The organism is Neotamlana laminarinivorans (assembly GCF_020523925.1).
Taxonomy (GTDB): Bacteria; Bacteroidota; Bacteroidia; order Flavobacteriales; family Flavobacteriaceae; genus Neotamlana; species Neotamlana laminarinivorans.
Genome location: NZ_JAJAPW010000001.1, coordinates 615,345 through 636,102, shown reverse-complemented (window position 1 = coordinate 636,102; position 20,758 = coordinate 615,345). Strand labels below are relative to the sequence as shown.

Genomic DNA, 20,758 nt, shown 5'->3' with positions numbered 1-20,758 from the left:
TGGTGTTTTAAAATTATATAAGCACTTTAGCTAATAAATATTTTAAAAAATTAAAACGAAAACAGAATTACATAAGAATAATAAGCATAAATATGGTTATAATCTAGATGCTTTATGTTTGGTTTGTCCGGAGCTAAACACTTTTGTTTATGTAAATAAATACAATAAAAAAACTATAGATTTTGCTAATCCTAAGGCTGTAAAACTTTTAAATAAAGCCTTATTAATTAGCCATTACCATATTGAATATTGGGAATTTCCAGATGATAATTTATGCCCGCCAATTCCTGGACGAGTTGATTATATTCATTATTTAAATGATTTGTTAATAGGCCATAACATTACTAAAAATATTTTGGTTTTAGATGTAGGTACAGGAGCAACATGTATTTACCCATTGTTAGGCTATGCGGAATATAATTGGCAATTTGTAGGAACCGATATTGATAAATCTTCTTTAGAAAGTGCGGAACATATTGTTGCATCAAACAATTTATCAAAAAAAATTTCCTTTAGGTATCAAAAGGAAGTAAAGCATATTCTTAATGGTGTAATAAAGCCATCAGATAGATTTTCGGTTTCAATGTGTAATCCGCCCTTTTACAAATCAGAAAAAGAAGCTATTGATGCTACCACAAGAAAGCAAAATAATTTAAAGACTACAAAAGAAAAATTAACGAGAAACTTTTCGGGTAAACATAACGAACTTTGGTATGAAGGTGGCGAAAAGGCTTTTCTTCATAATTATATTTATGAGAGTACAGGTTTTAAAGATAATTGTATTTGGTTTACATCTTTAGTGTCTAAAAAAGAGTTACTTAAAGGTTTAGAAGTTTCTTTAAAAAAATTAAAAGCTACTCAAGTAAAAATTATTAACATGGGGCAAGGCCATAAATTATCTAGAATTATAGCGTGGACATTTCAATAAAATTTAATTATTGGTTTTCCTAAAATCTATTTTATAAAAAAATCCTAATTGTAAACGGTGTAAATCTAGCCCTTTTACTTTTCTGTTTAAATAACCTACTTGTACATTTGCCGATTTAAAAACATTAACACCAAAAGCGCCATAGGCTCTATTTTCTGTAAAACCATCATTTTTATTGGTTTGTATAGTCCAGATAAACTCGTTGTGTAATCGTATAAAAAAGGTGTTATTTAATTTTATTTTAGTGCCTAATCTATAACGTGTTCTGTGGTGTAAAACATTTTCAGTTGGTTCTGGTTTATTTAATAAACGTTGTTCAAGACGAATTCTTAAATCAAAAGGTAATTTTGCAATAGTTTGTTTGTATCCTAATTGTTCGTAAAATCTATTTTCGTAGGTATGTGTTCCTGGTTTGTTAAATCCGCTATCAATATCATTAAAACCATATGAAGCCGAAGCTGTTAATTTTGAATTTACATGATAGTTAAAAACTAAGCTGGTAAACAAAAAGTTGAAATTATCAGGAATCTCATAATGCCAAGATTGAACCACATTGCTAATACTAACTTTGTCTGTAAGTCTGTAACTAGCGCCATAGGTAAACCAAGACCCTATTTTATCTTCTACTGGAGATTGGGCAAAAGTTGTGCTTATCGTAATTAATACGACACTTAAAATTATATATTTTTTCATGATTAGGAGTGTTTAAAATGGCCAAATAACAGGTACCAATAGCATAGATATAATTAAGAATATTAATAATAAAGGTGCCCCAACTTTTAAATAATCCATAAATTTATAACCACCAGATGTCATTACCATAGCATTTGTTGTTGTGCCAATTGGTGTTAAAAATGCAGTTGAAGCACTTATGGCTACCACAATCATAAAAGGTTCTGGTGATAAGTTTAAAGAATTAGCCGCAAGAATTGCAATTGGTGCCATTAATACAGCGGTGGCAGAGTTATTAATAACTTGACTAAATGTAGTTGTTAATAAAAATACACCACCTAGTAGAACAACAGGGTGAATGGCTCCCAAATAATCTACTAAAGCATTTGCTATTACTTGTGCGGTTCCTGTTTTTTGTAGTGCAATACCCATTGGTATCATGGCAGCAATCATTACAACACTAATCCAGCTAATACCTTTGTAGGCCTTTGCCATAGGAATACAACCTGTTAGTAATATTATTCCTGCAGAAATTAAAGCAGCAATAGATCCTGGTACAATTTTAAAAACCATAAAAACAATCATTAATAATAGCGCACCTAGCGCAATGTAAGATTTGTGATTAAGACTTTCAACGTTTTTTGCCATACCTTCAGGGCTTCCACAAATAACTAAATTTCCATGTTGGTTTTTTAATTCTTCAATACTATCCCAGCTTCCTCTTAAAATAAATGAATCGCCAGCCTCAACAGTAAATTCTTTTTTGGTAAGTGGCTTATTGTTTCTAGAAGCTGCTAATAATTGTATACCAAATCGATTAAAATAATCGCCTAGTTTATATTTTCTTCCAACAAAAATTGAGTTTGGGTTTACAATAACTTCAACCATACCAACCTCTTGATTAATTAAATTGTTTTTTAACTCATCGGTTTCTGGCTCTAGAGGCAATAATCCTAAACTAAATTCAATCATTAATTTATTAATAGCTTCAGTATCTCCTTTTACAGTAATGATATCATGATATTTCAAGTTTGTATTTAAATCTGGAAATTCCTCGTATTGCGGAATGCCTTTAAGCATATTTGGATGTCTGCGCTTTAAACGAATTACCGATACGTTATAATTTTTCTCTAATTTCCATTTTTTTAGTTTAGTGTCGATTAAAGGAGAAACAGAACGAATTCTAAGTCTGTAATAAGCATCGTTAACTTGGTAGGCTTTAATCCAGTTGTGTAAAGTAGACTCTATATTTACAGGCTTATTATTGGTTTTGTTTTTTGGTAAAATCTTGTAAGCTACATATCTAAAATAAATTAGAGCAATAATTAATAGAGGTAAACCAATAAGTGCGAATTCAAAAAACGAAAAGCCTTCAAATCCATTTTCAACTAAGGCATTGCTAGCAATAATATTTGGAGGTGTTCCTGTTAAAGTTAATAATCCACCAGTGTTAGATCCAAATGCAACAGGCATAAGCATTTTAGAGGGTAGTGTACCAATACTCCAAGCCGAAGAAATTGTAAGTGGCATTAAAGTAGCAACAGTACCGGTATTACTAACAAAACCAGATAATACACCAGCGCCTAAGCTAACAATAACTAATAATTTAGGCACACTTTTACCTGCCCATTCAATAAACTTTTTACCAGCAACGGCAGTCCATCCTGTTTGCGAAATACCTTCGCCAATAATAAAAAGAGCAGCAATCATAATAACCGTTGGGTTGCTAAAGCCACTTAGCGTTTCACTAGGAGTTAAAATACCAGTAAGGTATAAACTTATCATGGAAATTAATGCCACAATATCTGGCGTAAATTTTCCCCAAACAAACAAACCAATAGTTACAACTAAAATAAACAACATTAAATGCATACCTGAAATTTTTGTATTAATTACAGGGTAAAATTACTATAGAGAGTTTGTATTAAAACTGACTAATATCATGCTTTGTTAAAAGCTTTAATTTTTAAATTATTAGTGTTTTTAGGGTGATTAAATTAAAGATTATTGAAACTACTACGTTTTAGTTTTGAGCATTTTTAATTTAATTAAATCAAAAGAAAAATATTATAAATTATAAGAGGTTAAAATTCTGTTTATTTTTAAGTTAAATTGTTATTTAAAAGTGTACATGTTTGTATTTTGCATACCAAGTTTAAAAATAAGAATATGAAGTTAGATATTTTAGCCTTTGGAGCACATCCTGACGATGTTGAGTTAGGATGCGGAGCCACTTTAGCAAAAGAAATTTCTGAAGGTAAAAAAGTAGGGATTGTAGATTTAACTCAAGGAGAGTTAGGAACTCGTGGTACTGCAAAAACTAGAGCAGAGGAGGCAGAAGATGCAAAAAATATTTTAGGAGTTGTAATTAGAGAGAATTTAGCTTTCGCTGATGGATTTTTTATTAACGATAAAAAACATCAATTTGAAATAATTAAAATGATAAGAAAGTACAAACCCGATATTGTACTTTGTAATGCTATTGATGATCGTCATATTGATCATGGTAAAGGCAGTAAACTTGTTAGTGATGCCTGCTTTTTAAGTGGTTTAGTAAAAATAGAAACTAAACTTGATGAAGAAAACGAACTACAAAAGCCTTGGCGACCTAAACACGTTTATCATTATATACAATGGAAGGATATTAAACCCGATTTTGTTGTAGATGTAACAAATTTTATTGATAAAAAAATGGAAGCTGTTTTAGCTTATAAAACACAATTTTTTAACGCTAACAGTAGAGAGCCTGCAACACCTATTTCTAGCAAGAATTTTACTGATAGTGTGATATATAGAGCAAGAGATTTAGGAAGACTAATAGGAGTAGAACACGCAGAAGGCTTTACAGTTGAGCGCTACGTTGCTGTAAATAGTTTATACAATTTGAAATAAAATTGAAAAATTTTTTTGTAGATACAAAGTAATAAATTACATTTGCACTCGCATTAAATAATGCGATTAAATGGTGGTTGTAGCTCAGTTGGTTAGAGCGCCTGATTGTGGTTCAGGAGGTCGTCGGTTCGAGACCGATCTTCCACCCAGAAATAAAAGCCTCTCCTTTTAAGGAGGGGCTTCTTTTGTATATAGTACTTTAAAAGTCAATAGTATAATATAAATAGAAAAGCCTTTCTAATTTAAGAAAGGCTTTTTTATAATAAAAATGAGTTTATTATTACTACTAGTTGTTTATAACTCTAAACTCTGTTCTTCTGTTCTTTTGGTGCTCAGAATCTGAACAAGAAACTCCATTAGAACAACGGTTTACTAAACGAGTTTCACCATAACCTTTACCTGACAATCTACTTCTAGAAATGCCTTTAGAAACTAAATAGTTAACTACAGAGTTAGCACGTTGTTGTGATAAAGACATATTATAATCGTCGTTACCTCTAGAATCTGTATGAGACATTAATTCAATGCTAACAGGCTTATTGTTTAATAATGGTAATAAAGTTTCATCAATAATCTTTTTTGAAGCAGGAGTAATTCTAGCACTTGCAGTTTCATAAAAAATAGGTAAAACATTAGCACTTAATAAACCACAATCAATTTCTTCCCAAGTAGTAATACCTCCTTTTTTAGCCAAAACAGTTTTGGTAATAGTTTGTGTTTTAGCAGGAACAGTAACGCTAGTTGTAGTAGCAGGTTGGTCTAAAACTTGCTTGGTAATAGTTGCATATTCAGCAGGAATTTCAATTTCGTCCATACGTGCTGGAGTTTTGATAACTCTTTTCTTGTAAGTAGAACCAGTTTCTGGAACAGGGATACTTTTTGTACTAGCATCGTTTGCTAAAGTAGTATAGCTTACTTCTCTAGATTGTGATGGGTACTCAACAAAACATGCTACAACACAGTCTTCTTTATTTGGAGAATCACAAGCTGTTTCTTTGTATTCCCAACCAGAAGTTGCAGGATATACTTCAAAAGTTCTTGAATCAGAGCCAAAACTAGCAGGAATAACCTCTAAATTATTTCTACCTTCTTTTTTAGTGTAAGGCACATCAATAGTTTCGTAAGTTGCAGGAACATAAACGAACTTTTTAGTAGCTTCTTTTACTAAAACACGCTCTTCAACAGTTTTGTATGTTGCAGGTACTACTTTTAATTTTGTATATGCCGGATAAACTTCAATAGTTTCTTCAACATCTGTAAATTCATCTTTAGTAATACATTTTACGTAACATTTGCCCGGATCTGGATTTGCAGGTAAGTTTTGTGAATTTGCAAATCCTACACCTAATAGTAACATTAGCCCAATAGATAATTGTTTTTTCATTGTTTTAATTTTAGTTATTTATAACGGTTTTTTATTCTTTCATGTTTATGACACGAAAAAAAATGAACGGTCACTAAAATTAATTAAAAATTCTTAAAAAAATGTTAATCCTGCTTTACTAATATGTAACTAAATGTAGGTAATTACTTAAAAATTATGTAAAAATTATAGTCTTATTGTTGTAAACCATAACTTTTCTGTTTGCATGTAATTTTACAGCATTCGCAAGAACAATTTTTTCTAAATCTCGCCCTTTGGTTATAAGGTCGTTAATTGAGTGTGTGTGTGTTACTCTAGTTACATCTTGTTCAATTATAGGTCCTGCATCAAGTTCTTCAGTAACATAATGACTTGTTGCTCCAATAATTTTAACTCCGCGAACGTATGCAGAGTGATACGGTTTTGCACCAACAAAAGCTGGTAAGAATGAATGATGAATGTTTATTATTTTATTAGTATAAACATCTATTAATTTACTAGAAACGATTTGCATATAACGCGCTAGAACAATAAAGTCTATATTATGTTTTTTTAAAAGCTCTAATTGTTTGTTTTCGGCTTCGGCTTTTGTAGCTTTAGTTACAGGAATGTGATAAAACGGAATTTTAAAATTATCAGCTATATGTTTTAAATCATTATGATTACTAATTATAAAAGGAATCTCAAGGTTTAATTCTCCAGAATTATATCTAGCAAGTAAATCGTATAAACAATGATCGTATTTTGAAACAAATAGTGCCATTTTAGGTTTTGCTTCAGATGAATAAATGCGCCATTTCATTATAAATTTATCTGCTAAATCTTCTTTAAAACAAGTTTTAAAATCATCAGTAGAAAAATTATTTTCAGAAAATTCACTTTCTAATCGCATAAAGAATATGTTCTGTTCACGATCTACGTGCTGATCTATATATACAATGTTTCCATTTTTTTTAACTATAAAATTGGTTACAGAAGCTATAATATTTGGTTGATCTTGGCAATGTATTAATATGGTTATTTTGTTCATTTATTCTTTGTTTAATGCATTCAAAATTAATTTAAATAGTATTAAAATTGTTAATTTTTTTATTTTTTATGATTAATACATAAATCGTGAATAATTTTTGCATCTTTTTTACAAAATAATCGTCTATTAAATGAACAATAAAATTTATCATTATGAAAAATAGAGAAAATTGCGCTTGTAATTGCGAGCCATGTAATAAAGGAAAATGTAACGATTGCCAATGCGAGAACTGCAATTGTAAAAACTGCAATTGTTAACTAACTATCAGCTTAAATTTTTTGAAATTTAAGCTGATTTTTATAAATTAAGATATGACAACAAAGAAAATTTGGGAAACATACTCACAAGATATTAAACGTTTTATAAAAGATAAAGTAAAGCAAAACGATATTGCAGATGATTTACTGCAAGACACCTTTATAAAAGTACATACAAAAATCCATACTTTAAAAGATGACAGTAAACTTAAAGCATGGTTGTTTTCTGTAGCTCGATATACTGTTTTAGATTATTTTAAAACCAGTAACATTAAAGTTAATATAAATGAAATTGAAGCCGAGGTAGAAACAGAAATTTATAAGCATTCTGAAAAAGATTGCCTACGAGGTATATTAGTTAATTTACCAAAAAAATATAGAACCCCCATTTTTTTAGCAGATATAATGGGTTTAAAACAACGTGAGGTAGCAGAACGTTTAAAATTACCGTTATCTACTGTAAAATCTCAAATACAACGTGGCAGAACTAAAATAGCCGAAGGTTTTATGGATTGCTGTGGTTATACACTAAATGAAGAAGGATATTTGGTTGGCGAAATTAAAGAAAAAGAAGATTGCAAAATTTGCCACTAAAGTGTCATCATCCAGTTACGCTGTAACTTTTTAAACTTTTTTAATTCGCTTCTTAAAATAGGTAAAAAATCTTTTCCATTACTGTTCGAGCGCTCAAGTCTATAAGAGTTTTTATAAAGTCTGTTAGTTAATCGTTTTAAAGAAGCAATGTGCTTACGTTTTTTAAGCGAACAACGTTCCAATTGGGCATTAGCAATTTCTGGAGCTAAAGAATTTGATTGCTGAACGATATCCCCAGAAAAATAAATATTATTATCTTCTGTACCATCTGGATTTAAACCAGATAAATCATGGTTTAAGTATGCAGATATGTTTTGAGATATAGTAAAAATCTCTTGAGCTTTTCTGTAAACCGGTAATTCCGATAGATTTAATGGGGTATTAGTCGACATATATTGTTTTTCTTAGCAATCACATCAAAATTACTCACATAAATTTATATTCTTCTTTAGATTTTAAAGTAAATTAATATATTTGGTTTAATATTTAAGTTTTTAAGTTAAATTTTATGTAAAATGAAATTAGATTCTCTTAATAGTAAGATTTTGAAGTGTTTACAGGAAAATGCACGTTTATCGAATGCCGAAATAGGTAGGCGAGTAGGTATAAGTTCTCCAGCAGTTTCAGAACGCATAAAAAAGATGGAAGATTTAGGTATAATTGAAGGGTATAAAACTATTGTTTCGCCATTTGAAATGGGTTACCAATTAAAAGCTATAATAACACTTCGTGCCTTTATGGGTAAATTAAAGCCTTTCTTAGAAAAGGTAAAAACCTACGACGAGGTGATAAATTGCTATCGAATTACAGGTGATGAAAATATTGTGATGGAGGTGGTTTTAAAAAACAATAAACATTTAGAGAACTTTATAGACCAGCTAATAACATATGGCGAATCTAAAACTCAAATTGTTTTATCTAGAGTGGTAAAACAAAAAGAAGTTATTCCTTTAAAGTAAAAGAATAACTCTCTCTGTTAAAAATTACGTTTTTAGCTTTTAAATGCCCTGTTTAAGTATTTATACTTTCTATATGTTTTGCTATTAATTTAGCATGAATTCTAGAATTTTCAATAAACCATTTATGAGTTTCTTCTCCACCACAAATCACACCAGCTAAGTACAATCCTTTTATGTTAGATTCCATAGTTTCTGGATTGTAGTTAGGTATTCTTTTCTCTTCAGAAAGTGTTACACCATTAGTTTTTAATAAATTAAAGTCTGGCAAATAACCGGTTAAAGCAATTACATAATCGTTATTTAAAGTAATTCGTTTTTCTGGCGTTTTAATGGTTACCGTATTTTCTTTAATTTCAGTGAGTTCAGAATTAAAGTAAGTGGTAATACTGCCTTCTTTTATGCGGTTTAAAATATCTGGTCGCACCCAATATTTAACACGTTCACCTATGGTTTCTCCACGAACTACCATAGTTACATTACCGCCTTTTCTATAAATTTCTAAAGCGGCATCAACTGCTGAATTACTTGCACCTACAACTACAACATTTTGTAATGCGTAGTTGTGAGCTTCTTTGTAATAATGTGTAACTTTTGGTAAATCTTCACCAGGAATATTTAATAGTTTAGGAATATCATAAAAGCCAGTTGACATAATTACCCGTTTACTATTGTAATTTGCTTTATCTGTTGTTACAGTAAATTCATTATTGATTTTATTAATAGTTTTAACGGTTTCATATAAATTGATATTTAATTTATTTGATGTTATAACACGGCGGTAATACTCTAAAGCTTCATCTCTGTTAGGCTTTGGGTTATTGCTTATAAAAGGAATATCATCAATTTCTAATTTTTCAGAAGTAGAAAAAAAGGTCATATTTTTAGGGTAATTAAATAAAGAGTTTGTTAACGCTCCTTTTTCAATTATTAAATAACTCCAACCTCTTTTTTTACACTCTAAAGCACAAGCAATTCCAATTGGTCCTCCGCCAACAATTATTATATCTTTTTTATTTTCCAAGCTTTTCTTTTTTTATCAGTTTTTAATTTTTCATTAAGGCTAAACAAAATAATGGCACAAATGGCTGCAATAGCTGTTATAATATACCAGGTTGTATTGTAACCAACGGTTCCTGCAAGTTGTAACCCAGCATTATGCCCAAAAATATGAGCCACAGAAAACGATATGGAATATAAAGCCATGAATTCACCTTGATTACCTTTTTTTGCACGACCTACAGCAAACGCGTTAGAAAAAGGAAAGGCTATCATTTCGCCAAATGTCATTAATAACATACCTATAACTAAAACGCCAGACCAAGTTGTTAAGTTTAAAATTAATAAGCTTAAACCTGTTAAAATGGCACCAAAAAACATAAGCCTAAGTTTGCTGTATTTTGAGTTTTCTAGCCACTTAATTAAGGGCATTTCAAATACAAAAATAAGAAATCCGTTAAGACCTAAAATAATACCAATTTCAAATTCACTTAAAACATGTACATCTTTGTAATATATGGTTATTGTTGAAAAATATTGAAGAAATACAATGCCAAACAGCATCATGGCTACTAAAAATACAAGAAATGCTTTATCTGAATAAGCAGATACCGGGTTTTCGGTTTTAACTTCATCTAAAACTTTCGCTTTTTTAGGGTGTAATACATTTATTAATACTAAGGTTGCTGCAATACACGTAATACCATCTACCCAAAATAATCCGCCATAGCCTAAACCTGTAATTATTAAGCCTCCAAGAGCAGGACCAGCCGAAAAACCTAAATTTATAGCTAATCGAATTAAAGTTAACGAACGTATTTTGTTTTCTGGTTTACTGTAAGCATTTAGGGCCACAAACATAGCTGGCCTAAACGTATCGGCTACTAGCATTACAACAAAAATACCGAAACAAATAGACGCAAAAGTGTTTAAAAATTGTAGTACAATAAATAAAATACCAGTACTTAATAAGCTCCCTACCATTACTTTGTAATAGCCTAAAGTATCGGTTAATTTACCACCTAACCAAGAGCCCGCAACCGAACCTAAACCAAAGGCGCTCATTACCCACCCAACATCGGCAACTGTAAGGTTTAAATCTTCTTTTAAGTATAACGACAAAAACGGAATAACCATGGTGCCAGCTCTATTAATTAAAGTAATAAAAGCAAGCCACCAGATTTCTCTAGATAAGCCTTTAAAAGTATTTATGTAGTTGTTAAATAAAGTTTTCATTTGTAAAGTTTTAAATCATAAAATTTGGTTTATAAAAAATAAAAAGCCCGACCTAAAAAGGTCGGGCTTAAAAAATATGTTTTGTGCAATGTTTTATTACATTTTAATACATAAATAACCCAACCTCTGTTGTTGTAACGAGGTATAACGTTTTTTACAAATTAAAATGTTGACTTGCATTTTTATTTTCTTTGTTACTCCAAAACTAGGTAAAAAAGTTTTAAGTTGTATTTTTGAAATGAAAAAATTTAATATGAGACCATTAATTGTATTATTTATTGCGTTTTTTTGTTTGACTAGTTGTGCTCAAAAAAAACGATTTTTAAAAGGAGAAACTGCTTTTCAAAAGGAATTGAACGCAGAATATAAAGATGCTTCTACATCACCATTAAAAAATGAAGATAGAAAAACGTTTGAAGGTTTAGATTTTTTTAAAGTAGATTCTGTTTATGTTGTAAATGCAAAATTAGAGCGCACTCCAGATAGCAAATGGTTTAATATGAAAACGACAACAAACAGGTTGACTAAAGAACGTATTTATGGGGTTTTACATTTTGAATTAAAAGGAAAGCCATATAAACTAAATGTTTACCAAGGTTTAGAATTAATGCAGCGAGAAGGTTTTGAAGATTATTTGTTTTTACCCTTTTTAGATGAAACTAACGGCAGCACAAGTTACGGAGGCGGACGTTACATTGATTTAAGAATTCCTAAAGATGATAACTTAACTATCGATTTTAACAAGGCATATAATCCTTACTGCGCCTATAATGATAAATATTCTTGCCCAATTGTACCTCGAGTAAATTATTTACGAACTAAAATTGAAGCAGGGGTGAAGGCTTTTGAAAAGCACTAGATTACTTAGTATAAAACCAAACTTTCGATTGAAACGGGTCGAAAATCACCTTTTTACTATCCATTAAAAATGAAGCACCTAGTTGTGCAGCAGGAATCTTCCAGGTACCAATACCTCCGCAAGTTTGTGCTTCAGGTGGTGTTTGTTTTAAAAATATATTTACATCGTTCGTTAAAAATATTGGAGAGCCATCAACCGAAGTAATCGAAAATTTTACGCCTTTAGGTAGTTTGTAGGCCTTAACTGCTTCACTGTAAAAACTAACACAAGTGCTTAACGTTATATTTGCTGAAGGATTTTCAACTAAATAAATTCCTCCATCAATTAAAGCATTAAAAAAGGCTTGGTTAATATTTATGGAGTGACGGTATTTTGCATCGTCGTAGCCAGAATCTATTTGGGCTGTTGCGCTAATAGAACCAATTTTTATTGGAATGGTTGGTATGTTCGCTGTACAATCGTTATTCAATTTTTTGTAATCGTTTGAATAATACCCAACGCTAGATGCGGCTTTAAAACCTTGTTTAATTAAGCTTTTGTTGGAATAAAAATTTATTCCAGATGATTTATAAATAGCTTTGTTTTCGTAATCTAAAGTATAAATATTAGTCGTTAAAAAGTCGGTTCCAATAATACCTGCTTGCTTAAAATTACTTAAGCCTGCAATGTTTGAGTGGTTTTGATGATATAAACTTACCGTACCCCAATTACCAAGAAAATTAAAGTTATTGTATTTATGTGAAGTGTTCGCATATGGTCTCCCGTTGATAAAGTTATTTGTATCTATGGTGCTAGAAGTGGTTCCGAAATCAACCAAAAAATAACCTTCAATATTTCCAATAGATACTTTTGTGTACGGTGTAGTTTGACCTAATTTTAAAGGGAATTTCTCTCCAAAGTCTAAATTATTTTGAGCACACGCTACTGTAATTGTAAATAAAAAACCGAGTATAATTTTATAACATTTCATTAGAAAAACAGGAATTATATTTAGTTATAAAATTACTTTTAATTTTTTAAAGACATAAAAAAACCGCAAAATAATTGCGGGTTTTAATTAGTTATTTATTGGAAAATTAGGCTTTTACAGGTTTAACTGGGCAGCCAATAGCTTTTGTGTAATTGGTTTCAGGTTTTTCACCTTTTAATAAAGCATTAATAGCATCTTCAACATATTTTGTTTTAACACCGCTTGCAGACCTTGCATTGTCATCAATGGTACCAATGTATTGCACTTTTCTTTCAGCATCTAATAAAAATACATGAGGCGTTCTAACCGCGCCGTATTTTGGGAAAACTTCTTGGTTTTCATCAGCTAAATACACAAAAGGAAATGCTTTTTCTTTAGCTCTTTTCTGCATAGCTTCAAAACTTTCTTTATCACTATTGGCGCTAACGTTAGGGTTAATTGCTACAACCGAAAACCCTTGAGGGGCATATTTTTTGTGTAATGCCACTAGGCGATCTTCGTACATTTTAGCAAATGGACATTCGTTGCATGTAAACACAACAATGTAACCTTTGGCGTTTTCTATACTTGATAACGAAAAAAGGTTACCATCAATATTTTTAAGTTTAAAATCGGTAGCAGTTTCATCTATTTTATAGCCTCCAATTTCTTCTAAGGTTTTAGTTTGTTCTGGGCTGTGGTTTCCTCCTGGTGGTGGACCTTTTCTTTCACGATCATGTTTTGGTGGATGTTCTCCATTTGAACCATTATGTTCATGTTTTACAGCTTCTTTTTCCTTGGCTTCAGATTTGTTTTTACATGAAACCAACATGCCTAAAGTTAAAACTAAGGCTAATGTTAATGCACTAAATTTTTTCATAAATAGTTTAAAATTATTATTAAAAGTTTTTTTGAATTTCGTTTTCTAAATCTTCAACACTATCAAAAGAGCGTTCGAAAAACAAACGTTTGTTTTTATTTGAAATTATGGTAAAAGGGATTGCACCAGACCAATTAGGGTCTATTTTATTAATCCATGAATTTGCATCAGGATCGTCTAACATAACTACTTTGGCTGTAATTTTCTTTTCTTTTAAAAAAGGTTTTAGTTCCTTTTCAATAGTTTCAGGAAAATCTAAACTAATTAATAAAAGTTCAACATCTGGGTTTTGCGCTACGTATTGTTGAATGTAAGGTAACTCTTTTACACAAGGTGCGCACCACATGGCCCAAAAATTTACAATTTTGGTTTTGTTTGAAGTACTGTATAAAAATGGTTCTATATCATTAAAATTATATACAGTTATATTTTCGTTATTTTTTATTGTAGTGTTTTTATTTTTTTTATCGCCGCAAGAGCTTAAAAAAATGAACAAAGAAAAACAGCTTAATAAAAGACTTTTTTTCATTAAAAATATGTTTTATTAAGCTGTTAGACTTCTTGAGGATATATAGGTTTAATGCTTTAACAAAGTTTTAAGCATTTTTTTGTTTATTAATTTCGTCTTGTAGTTGTCTGCGTACTTTTTGTTCACGCTCTAAAGCTACTTTACGGTGTTGTTCAAACTCTTCTTCTGTTTCAGCCAAAGCTTTTTTAGCACTTTTTGTAACCGCATTACTATTCTTAAATTTGTAAATAAATAAAAGCAAAAGAGCTAACAGAGCAGCAATAATAATCCACATCAGGCTATTATAACCTGTTTTGCTCATTTGTATACCAAACAAAGACATGCTGTCTTTTTCAGCATTTGTAGCATCTAAGGAGCTTTGCGTGTTATTTAAATTAGATTTTAACGTAGAAATTTCTTTGGCTTGTGTATTTACAACAGCTTTGGTGTCGGCTAAATTCTTTTTTATGGTATTTAAAGAGTCTTTTGTATTTGCTCTTAAAGCGTTTATCATACTTAACTTTACAGCTTCGTACGGTTGACCATTAGTTCCTTTGAAATTACCCGACTTTCTTAATAAGTATTCAAACTGATTATCAATAGTGCCACTGTTTATAGATTGTGTTTCTTCATTTTGTGTAGTTTGAGAGAAAGATAAACTAGAAAATAAACAAATTAGTATTAATAAAAATTTTGATGATAAAGCGTTCATTGTATTGATGATTGTTAATTGTTTTGTAAGGCTACTAAAATATAAAATTAAGTTTAAATAAAAAGCCTCAAATTATGAGGCTAATTTATATACGGCTAATTTATTTTTCCGGATGTTAAAAATAGCATTAATAATAGGTATAACGCCTAACCTTAGCAACATATTTTGCAAGTCTTATAACTTGATGGCTATAACCATATTCATTATCGTACCAAATGTATAAAATTATATTTTTACCATCTTTGCGTATTATGGTTGATTTGCTGTCGTAAATAGAAGGAGCAGAGCTTCCTACAATATCTGTTGATACAAGTTCGTCGCTTAATTCATATTTAATTTGTTCTACTAAATCGCCTTCTAAAGCATATTTTTTTAAAATAGTATTTACTCCATCGAGAGAGGTTTTATTCTTTAATTCTAAATTTAAAATAGCTAACGATCCGTTTGGTACAGGAACACGAATGGCGTTTGAAGTTAATTTGCCTTCTAATTCTGGTAGTGCTTTTGCTACCGCTTTACCTGCACCAGTTTCGGTAATTACCATGTTTAAACCGGCTGCTCTACCACGGCGATATTTTTTATGAAAATTATCAACTAAGTTTTGATCGTTGGTATAGGCATGAATGGTTTCTAAATGTCCGCTATTTATTCCAAACGAGTCTTCTATAGCTTTTAAAACTGGAGTAATAGCATTAGTTGTGCACGATGCGGCCGAAAATATTTTTAATTCATCGGGACTATAAGCTTTATGGTTTACACCATAAACAATGTTGGGTATGCCTTTTCCTGGCGCAGTTAAAATAACTTTATCTACGCCTTTAGCTTTAAGATGTTTACTTAATGCTGCATCGTCTCTAAAAGCACCGGTGTTATCAATTACTAAAGCATTATTTATATTAAACTTTGTGTAATCTATTTCATTAGGTGCATTTGCCGAAATAATTTTTACGGTTGTGCCATTAATTATTAAAGCTTGATTTTTTACGTCTATGTTTACAGTGCCAAAAAAATCGCCATGTACAGAATCGTTTTTTAATAACGAAGCTCTTTTTTCCAGAATTTGCTCGTTTATTTCACCACGAGTTACAATAGCTCTTAAGCGTAATTGATTACCTTTTCCTGTGCGTACCATGAGTTCTCTAGCAACCAACCTGCCAATTCTGCCAAAGCCATATAAAACAACATCTTTTGGTGTAATGGCTCCGTTTTTATGAGCATCTTTTAATTTTGATGCCACAAATGCAGTAGCGTTATTATGTGCATTATCTTCTAAATGATATTCGTATGTTAGTTTACCTATATCTAATTTTGCTGGTGGTAAGTTTAGGGTTTTAATAGCTTGTGCAATTTCAACCGAATCGAAAATAGAAATAGGTTTTTGTACAAATTTACCAGCATAATCGTGCAGATTTAAAATTTGGCTAACATTTTTATCTATTAATTGATTTCTAAAAATAACCAATTCAATAGCTTTATCGTACCATAAATCGTTTACAGCTTTGATAAATTCTACGGTGGCTCTTCGTCGGTCTGCTTGAAAAGCTAATTCCTTTTCATAAGTTTTATTAAAACTCATAGTTATTTAGTTTATTTTATGTTTTATGAAGTAAAAATACCATATTTCAAACGTTTTCGTAAGCTGTTTAACGAAAAAAATAACCCTTCAAAAAATCTATGTTTTTTGAAGGGTTTTAAATATTAAATACGAATTACCAATTACATGATAATACTTTTATTCTGCTTCTTGCATGGTATGATATACGTTTTGTACATCGTCATCTTCTTCAAGTTTTTCAATTAGTTTTTCCACATCGGCAACTTGTTCTGCATTAAGTGTTTTTGTTACTTGTGGAATACGTTCGAAACCGGACGATAAAATTTCAATATTATTTTCTTCTAAATAGGCTTGAATTTTACCAAAACTTTCAAAAGGAGCATAAATCATTACGCTGTTAACTTCATTTCCGTCAGCATCTTCGTCGGTGTCTTCAAATATTTCTTCAACACCAAAATCAATAAGTTCTAGTTCTAGTTCTTCTAAATCCATGCCTTCACCCTTAATTTTAAAATTACAAGTGTGATCGAACATAAAAACAACCGAACCTGATGTGCCTAAACTACCATCACATTTATTAAAATAACTACGCACATTAGCAACGGTTCTTGTATTATTATCTGTTGCTGTTTCAACTAAAATAGCAATACCATGTTGGGCATAGCCTTCAAAAAGGACTTCTTTATAATCGCCTTGACTTTTATCGCTAGCGCGTTTTATGGCACGCTCAATATTGTCTTTAGGCATGTTTACAGACTTGGCATTCTGTATTACTGCTCTTAATCTAGAATTGCTATCTGGGTCTGGGCCACCTTCTTTAACTGCCATTACAATGTCTTTACCTATACGAGTAAAGGCTTTACTCATGGCAGACCAACGTTTCATTTTTCTTGCTTTTCTAAACTCAAAAGCTCTTCCCATAATTCTATATATTTAATTTTTTAAGGTGATATTTTAATCTCACAAAGTTAATAACCTGGTGTTTAAAAACAAATTATTCCTCGGGTTCTACAATGTGTTCTATGGCTTCGGCCAATTTAAAGTCTTTATTGGTAACGCCACTGGCATCGTGTGTTGATAATGAAATGGTTAACACATTATAAGTGTTGCTCCAATTTGGATGATGGTTTAAAGCTTCGCACTCAAATGCAATGCGACTCATTGCACTAAAACAATCTTTAAAATTCTCAAATTCAAACTCTGCATGTAATGCATTGTCGTAATATTCCCATTCGGGAAAACGTAGTAATTTAGTCTCTATTTCTTCTTGGGTTAAAACGCTCATAAGTAAAATTTAATTTTTTACAATGTACAGATTTAGCTATTTATAATCAAGTTAAACTTTTATTTCACCAAGAATTTCGTCGCTTAAAATGTTTAAGTTTTTTGGTAGTAAATTGTACTTAGGTAGCACTGCTAAATAACGGTCGTTATTAGTTGTATAAACTCTTTTAAAGAACGCTTTTTCTGTTAAACCTAATTTATCTGTAATTTCTTTAATAAAATCGTCATGATGAACTAAATCACTGCTGCCCAGATGAAAAATACCATGTTTATTTCTATTAATTATGTAATGAATTTGCTGTGTAATTTTACTTTCTGTAGTAACATTCATTATTAAATTTGGAAAAATCTCAATAGGTTCTTTAGCCTTTATAAAATTAATTATTTCTAGTATTCGTGGTGATTGCGAACCAAAAACCATTGGTAATCTTAAAATACATACTTTTTTTTGAGGTAAGCGTAAAAGCATATTCTCAATTTTTATTTTAAAATGGCCATAAACACTGTTGCTTAGCGTTTTGTCTTGTTCGTAACTTGGGAATTTACTGTAGGCATCAAAAACATTAGCAGAAGATAAAAAGAGGAGTTTAGTATCCTTATCTAAAATATAATCACTTAAATGCCTATGAAGCATTACTTGTTTTGAAAAATCGCCACGTAAGGCCGAAATAATTATAGTTGGTTTTACAATATCGAGAATTTCGTAAATGTCATCTTCTTCAAAATTGTATTCAAAAAAATGATGGTTTTTTTCGAAGCTCTTATTAAAATTGTATGTTGCAAATGTGTTAAAATAAGAACATAACTCTCTGTAAATGGCATGACCTAAAAAGCCACTGCCACCAAGAATTAATATGTTATGTTTTATTTCACGCATAAGTAATAATTAGTTTTTAATGAAATTAAAAGATAGATAGGTTTGTTTTGGTCGTAAATTGCTCTAATGCTTTCATACCTAACAACGAATTCCCTTTTTTATTGAGTCCGGGAGACCAAGTTGTTATAATAAAATGATCGGGTAGAAGGGCAACAATACCACCGCCAACACCACTTTTACCGGGTAAACCAACCTCGAAGGCAAATTCTCCAGCTTCATCATAAAAACCGCAGGTTAGCATTAACGCATTAATACGTTTTACTTGCGAGTTACTTAAATGTAGCTTTTTGTTAATACAGTAGCCATCGTTAGCTAAAAAATAAAATACGTTAGATAGTTGACTGCAAGTCATTTCTATAGAACATTGATGAAAATAGAAATCTAAAACTTCTTCAACATCATTATCCAGATTTTTAAAAGATTTTAAAAGGTTTGCAGCAGCAAAATTTTTAAAGCCCGTATCTTTTTCAGATTTAGCTACAGCAATGTTGTAGTTTATATTTTTATCGCCACATAAATCTCTTACATAATTTAAAAAATCGGTTTTTGGGTTTTTTAAATTAGAAATTAAAATATCTGCGATAACAATAGCTCCAGAATTTATAAACGGATTTCTAGGAATACCATTCTCAACCTCTAACAAGGCTAGTTGATTAAATGGGTGGCCAGAAGGCTCCACATCAACACGTTTAAAAACAGATTCTCCAATAAGTTCCATCGCTTTTCCTAAGGCTAAAACTTTAGAGATACTTTGTATTGAAAAGGGGATATTAAAGTCACCAACACCATAATTTTCGCCAGTCATGGTTTTTAAATAAATACCAAAATTATCAATATCTATTTTAGCCAATTCGGGTATGTAAGTCGCTACTTTACCTTTATCGGTTTGACTAATAGCTTCGTTGTAAATAGAATGTAAAATAGATTTAAAGTCGCGCATTAATTTTTATAAAAAGGGAGTTTTACAACCGTTGCTGGAATGGTTTTTTTACGAATTTGAATATTAATTTTGCTATTAACATCGGCAAAAACTGTTGGCACATAGCCTAAACCAATACCTTTACCTAAACTAGGGCTCATGGTACCAGAAGTTACATTTCCAATTATATTACCATTGCCATCTACAATATCATAACCTTGTCTTGGTATGCCGCGTTCGTCTAATTCAAAAGCAATTAATTTTCTATCTACACCGTTTTCTTTTTGTTTTTTTAAGGCTTCAGAATTTGTGAACTCTTTTGTGAACTTTGTAATCCATCCTAAACCAGCTTCAATAGGCGAGGTGGTATCATCAATATCATTTCCGTAAAGGCAATATCCCATTTCAAGTCTTAATGTATCGCGAGCGGCTAAACCAATTGGCTTAATACCAAAATCTGCGCCGGCTTCAAAAACCTTGTCCCAAATTTGTTTTACCTCACTGTTTTTGCAATAAATTTCGAAACCACCACTACCAGTATATCCAGTGGCCGAAATAATAACATGCTCAATACCTGCAAAATCACCAACTATAAAATTGTAAAATTTAATACTAGCTAAATCGTGGCTTGTTAAACTTTGCATGGCTTCAACCGCTTTTGGCCCTTGAATAGCCAGTAAAGAATAGTCTTCGCTTAAATCGCGCATGGTAGCATCAACATCGTTTTTACTCGAAATCCAGTTCCAATCTTTTTCAATATTACTAGCATTTACCACAAGCAAATAGGTGTTTTCTTTTATGCGATACACTATTAAATCGTCTACAATACCACCATTATCGTTAGGTAAACAACTGTATTGTGCTTTACCAATTGTTAGCTTAGAAGCATCGTTACTAGTAACTTTTTGTATTAAGTCTAGAGCATGTTCGCCTTCAATTAAAAATTCTCCCATATGGCTAACATCAAACACGCCAACAGCGTTTCTTACGGTTTCGTGTTCTGCGTTTACACCTTCGTATTGTACAGGCATGTTGTAGCCAGCAAACGGCACCATTTTAGCGCCAAGAGCAGTATGAGTTTCGGTAAGAGCAGTATTCTTCATTTAAAAATCTTTTGTTAGTATATAAAGTGCAATTAGGCATATTACAACAATTAATATACCTATTAAAACAGGATTTCTTTTTTAAAAGAAAACATAATATCTTCAATAAAATTACCGAAGAATTTTATAATTCTTACAAGTATGTCTTCCATAATTCAAAGAAAAGCAAATGTATTGAAATTTTA

General features: G+C 31.0%; 22 protein-coding genes and 1 tRNA gene. 6 read left to right on the top strand and 17 right to left on the bottom strand.

The features are described from left to right. Positions 1–49: 49 nt before the first annotated feature. Positions 50–928 (top strand): 23S rRNA (adenine(1618)-N(6))-methyltransferase RlmF, encoded by an 879-nt coding sequence (gene rlmF / locus LG649_RS02915; RefSeq protein WP_226541095.1) that lies wholly within the window; start codon positions 50–52, stop codon positions 926–928. Between the two features lie 3 nt (positions 929–931). Here rlmF and LG649_RS02910 read toward each other — a convergent pair whose 3' ends face one another. Both LG649_RS02910 and LG649_RS02905 read right to left on the bottom strand, forming a co-directional pair. After that, positions 932–1,621 (bottom strand): DUF2490 domain-containing protein, encoded by a 690-nt coding sequence (locus tag LG649_RS02910; RefSeq protein WP_226540718.1) that lies wholly within the window; start codon positions 1,619–1,621, stop codon positions 932–934. A 12-nt stretch (positions 1,622–1,633) separates the two neighbouring features. Then, the gene (locus LG649_RS02905; protein ID WP_226540716.1) at positions 1,634–3,472 is read right to left on the bottom strand and encodes an SLC13 family permease; all 1,839 of its coding nucleotides are present in this window, start codon (positions 3,470–3,472) and stop codon (positions 1,634–1,636) included. 297 nt (positions 3,473–3,769) lie between these two features. Between LG649_RS02905 and bshB1 the strand changes: the two genes are divergently transcribed. Together bshB1 and LG649_RS02895 are read left to right on the top strand one after the other, a co-directional pair. Continuing rightward, the gene (gene bshB1, locus LG649_RS02900) at positions 3,770–4,492 is read left to right on the top strand and encodes a bacillithiol biosynthesis deacetylase BshB1 (protein WP_226540714.1); all 723 of its coding nucleotides are present in this window, start codon (positions 3,770–3,772) and stop codon (positions 4,490–4,492) included. A gap of 72 nt (positions 4,493–4,564) precedes the next feature. Beyond that, positions 4,565–4,640: transfer RNA gene (locus LG649_RS02895), tRNA-His, on the top strand. Between the two features lie 138 nt (positions 4,641–4,778). Here the strand turns inward: LG649_RS02895 and LG649_RS02890 are convergent. Beyond that, positions 4,779–5,876: an OmpA family protein gene (locus LG649_RS02890; protein ID WP_226540712.1), complete on the bottom strand. Its 1,098-nt coding sequence runs from the start codon at positions 5,874–5,876 to the stop codon at positions 4,779–4,781. A gap of 154 nt (positions 5,877–6,030) precedes the next feature. Next, complete coding sequence (purU, locus tag LG649_RS02885) at positions 6,031–6,885, bottom strand: formyltetrahydrofolate deformylase (protein WP_226540710.1); 855 nt, start codon at positions 6,883–6,885, stop codon at positions 6,031–6,033. A 311-nt stretch (positions 6,886–7,196) separates the two neighbouring features. Between purU and LG649_RS02880 the strand changes: the two genes are divergently transcribed. After that, entirely contained in the window at positions 7,197–7,736 is a 540-nt protein-coding gene (locus LG649_RS02880; RefSeq protein ID WP_226540708.1) for a sigma-70 family RNA polymerase sigma factor, read from the top strand. On the opposite strand, the gene LG649_RS02875 is transcribed toward LG649_RS02880, so the two are convergent. Next, positions 7,733–8,128 carry a hypothetical protein gene (locus tag LG649_RS02875; RefSeq protein WP_226540706.1) on the bottom strand — a complete coding sequence of 132 codons (396 nt, stop codon included), beginning with the start codon at positions 8,126–8,128 and terminating at the stop codon, positions 7,733–7,735. The genes LG649_RS02880 and LG649_RS02875 overlap by 4 nt on opposite strands. A 123-nt stretch (positions 8,129–8,251) precedes the next feature. On the opposite strand from LG649_RS02875, the gene LG649_RS02870 reads away from it, so the two are divergent. Further along, complete coding sequence (locus LG649_RS02870; RefSeq protein ID WP_226540700.1) at positions 8,252–8,695, top strand: Lrp/AsnC family transcriptional regulator; 444 nt, start codon at positions 8,252–8,254, stop codon at positions 8,693–8,695. Positions 8,696–8,747: 52 nt separating this feature from the next. Here the strand turns inward: LG649_RS02870 and LG649_RS02865 are convergent, their stop codons facing one another. Then, positions 8,748–9,716 carry a YpdA family putative bacillithiol disulfide reductase gene (locus LG649_RS02865; RefSeq protein WP_226540698.1) on the bottom strand — a complete coding sequence of 323 codons (969 nt, stop codon included), beginning with the start codon at positions 9,714–9,716 and terminating at the stop codon, positions 8,748–8,750. Next, a complete protein-coding gene (locus tag LG649_RS02860; protein WP_226540696.1) occupies positions 9,695–10,927 on the bottom strand; it encodes an MFS transporter in 1,233 nt (410 codons plus the stop codon). The genes LG649_RS02865 and LG649_RS02860 overlap by 22 nt, the downstream gene beginning before the upstream one ends. Before the next feature lie 253 nt (positions 10,928–11,180). Here LG649_RS02860 and LG649_RS02855 point away from each other — a divergent pair, with 253 nt between their 5' ends. Then, a complete protein-coding gene (locus LG649_RS02855) occupies positions 11,181–11,786 on the top strand; it encodes a DUF1684 domain-containing protein (protein ID WP_226540695.1) in 606 nt (201 codons plus the stop codon). 1 nt (position 11,787) lies between these two features. Here LG649_RS02855 and LG649_RS02850 read toward each other — a convergent pair whose 3' ends face one another. The 10 genes from LG649_RS02850 to gcvT form a co-directional block, all read right to left on the bottom strand. Then, the gene (locus tag LG649_RS02850; RefSeq protein ID WP_226540694.1) at positions 11,788–12,756 is read right to left on the bottom strand and encodes a hypothetical protein; all 969 of its coding nucleotides are present in this window, start codon (positions 12,754–12,756) and stop codon (positions 11,788–11,790) included. 106 nt (positions 12,757–12,862) lie between these two features. After that, positions 12,863–13,615, bottom strand: a complete 753-nt coding sequence (locus LG649_RS02845) for a thioredoxin family protein (protein ID WP_226540690.1) — start codon at positions 13,613–13,615, stop codon at positions 12,863–12,865. A gap of 19 nt (positions 13,616–13,634) precedes the next feature. Further along, on the bottom strand, positions 13,635–14,144 hold the full coding sequence (locus LG649_RS02840; RefSeq protein ID WP_226540688.1) for a TlpA family protein disulfide reductase: 510 nt from the start codon (positions 14,142–14,144) through the stop codon (positions 13,635–13,637). Positions 14,145–14,211: 67 nt separating this feature from the next. Beyond that, positions 14,212–14,835 carry a tRNA (guanine-N1)-methyltransferase gene (locus tag LG649_RS02835; RefSeq protein ID WP_226540686.1) on the bottom strand — a complete coding sequence of 208 codons (624 nt, stop codon included), beginning with the start codon at positions 14,833–14,835 and terminating at the stop codon, positions 14,212–14,214. Between the two features lie 127 nt (positions 14,836–14,962). Beyond that, complete coding sequence (locus LG649_RS02830; protein ID WP_226540684.1) at positions 14,963–16,411, bottom strand: glyceraldehyde-3-phosphate dehydrogenase; 1,449 nt, start codon at positions 16,409–16,411, stop codon at positions 14,963–14,965. Between the two features lie 156 nt (positions 16,412–16,567). Further along, positions 16,568–17,311 (bottom strand): YebC/PmpR family DNA-binding transcriptional regulator, encoded by a 744-nt coding sequence (locus LG649_RS02825; RefSeq protein ID WP_226540681.1) that lies wholly within the window; start codon positions 17,309–17,311, stop codon positions 16,568–16,570. A gap of 73 nt (positions 17,312–17,384) precedes the next feature. Then, positions 17,385–17,675 carry a 4a-hydroxytetrahydrobiopterin dehydratase gene (locus LG649_RS02820; protein WP_226540679.1) on the bottom strand — a complete coding sequence of 97 codons (291 nt, stop codon included), beginning with the start codon at positions 17,673–17,675 and terminating at the stop codon, positions 17,385–17,387. Between the two features lie 51 nt (positions 17,676–17,726). After that, positions 17,727–18,551, bottom strand: a complete 825-nt coding sequence (locus tag LG649_RS02815; protein WP_226540678.1) for a sugar nucleotide-binding protein — start codon at positions 18,549–18,551, stop codon at positions 17,727–17,729. 25 nt (positions 18,552–18,576) lie between these two features. Continuing rightward, positions 18,577–19,491: a glutaminase gene (locus LG649_RS02810; RefSeq protein WP_226540677.1), complete on the bottom strand. Its 915-nt coding sequence runs from the start codon at positions 19,489–19,491 to the stop codon at positions 18,577–18,579. After that, positions 19,491–20,573 carry a glycine cleavage system aminomethyltransferase GcvT gene (gcvT, locus tag LG649_RS02805; RefSeq protein ID WP_226540675.1) on the bottom strand — a complete coding sequence of 361 codons (1,083 nt, stop codon included), beginning with the start codon at positions 20,571–20,573 and terminating at the stop codon, positions 19,491–19,493. Before gcvT ends, LG649_RS02810 begins: the two co-directional genes overlap by 1 nt. Positions 20,574–20,758 lie beyond the last annotated feature (185 nt).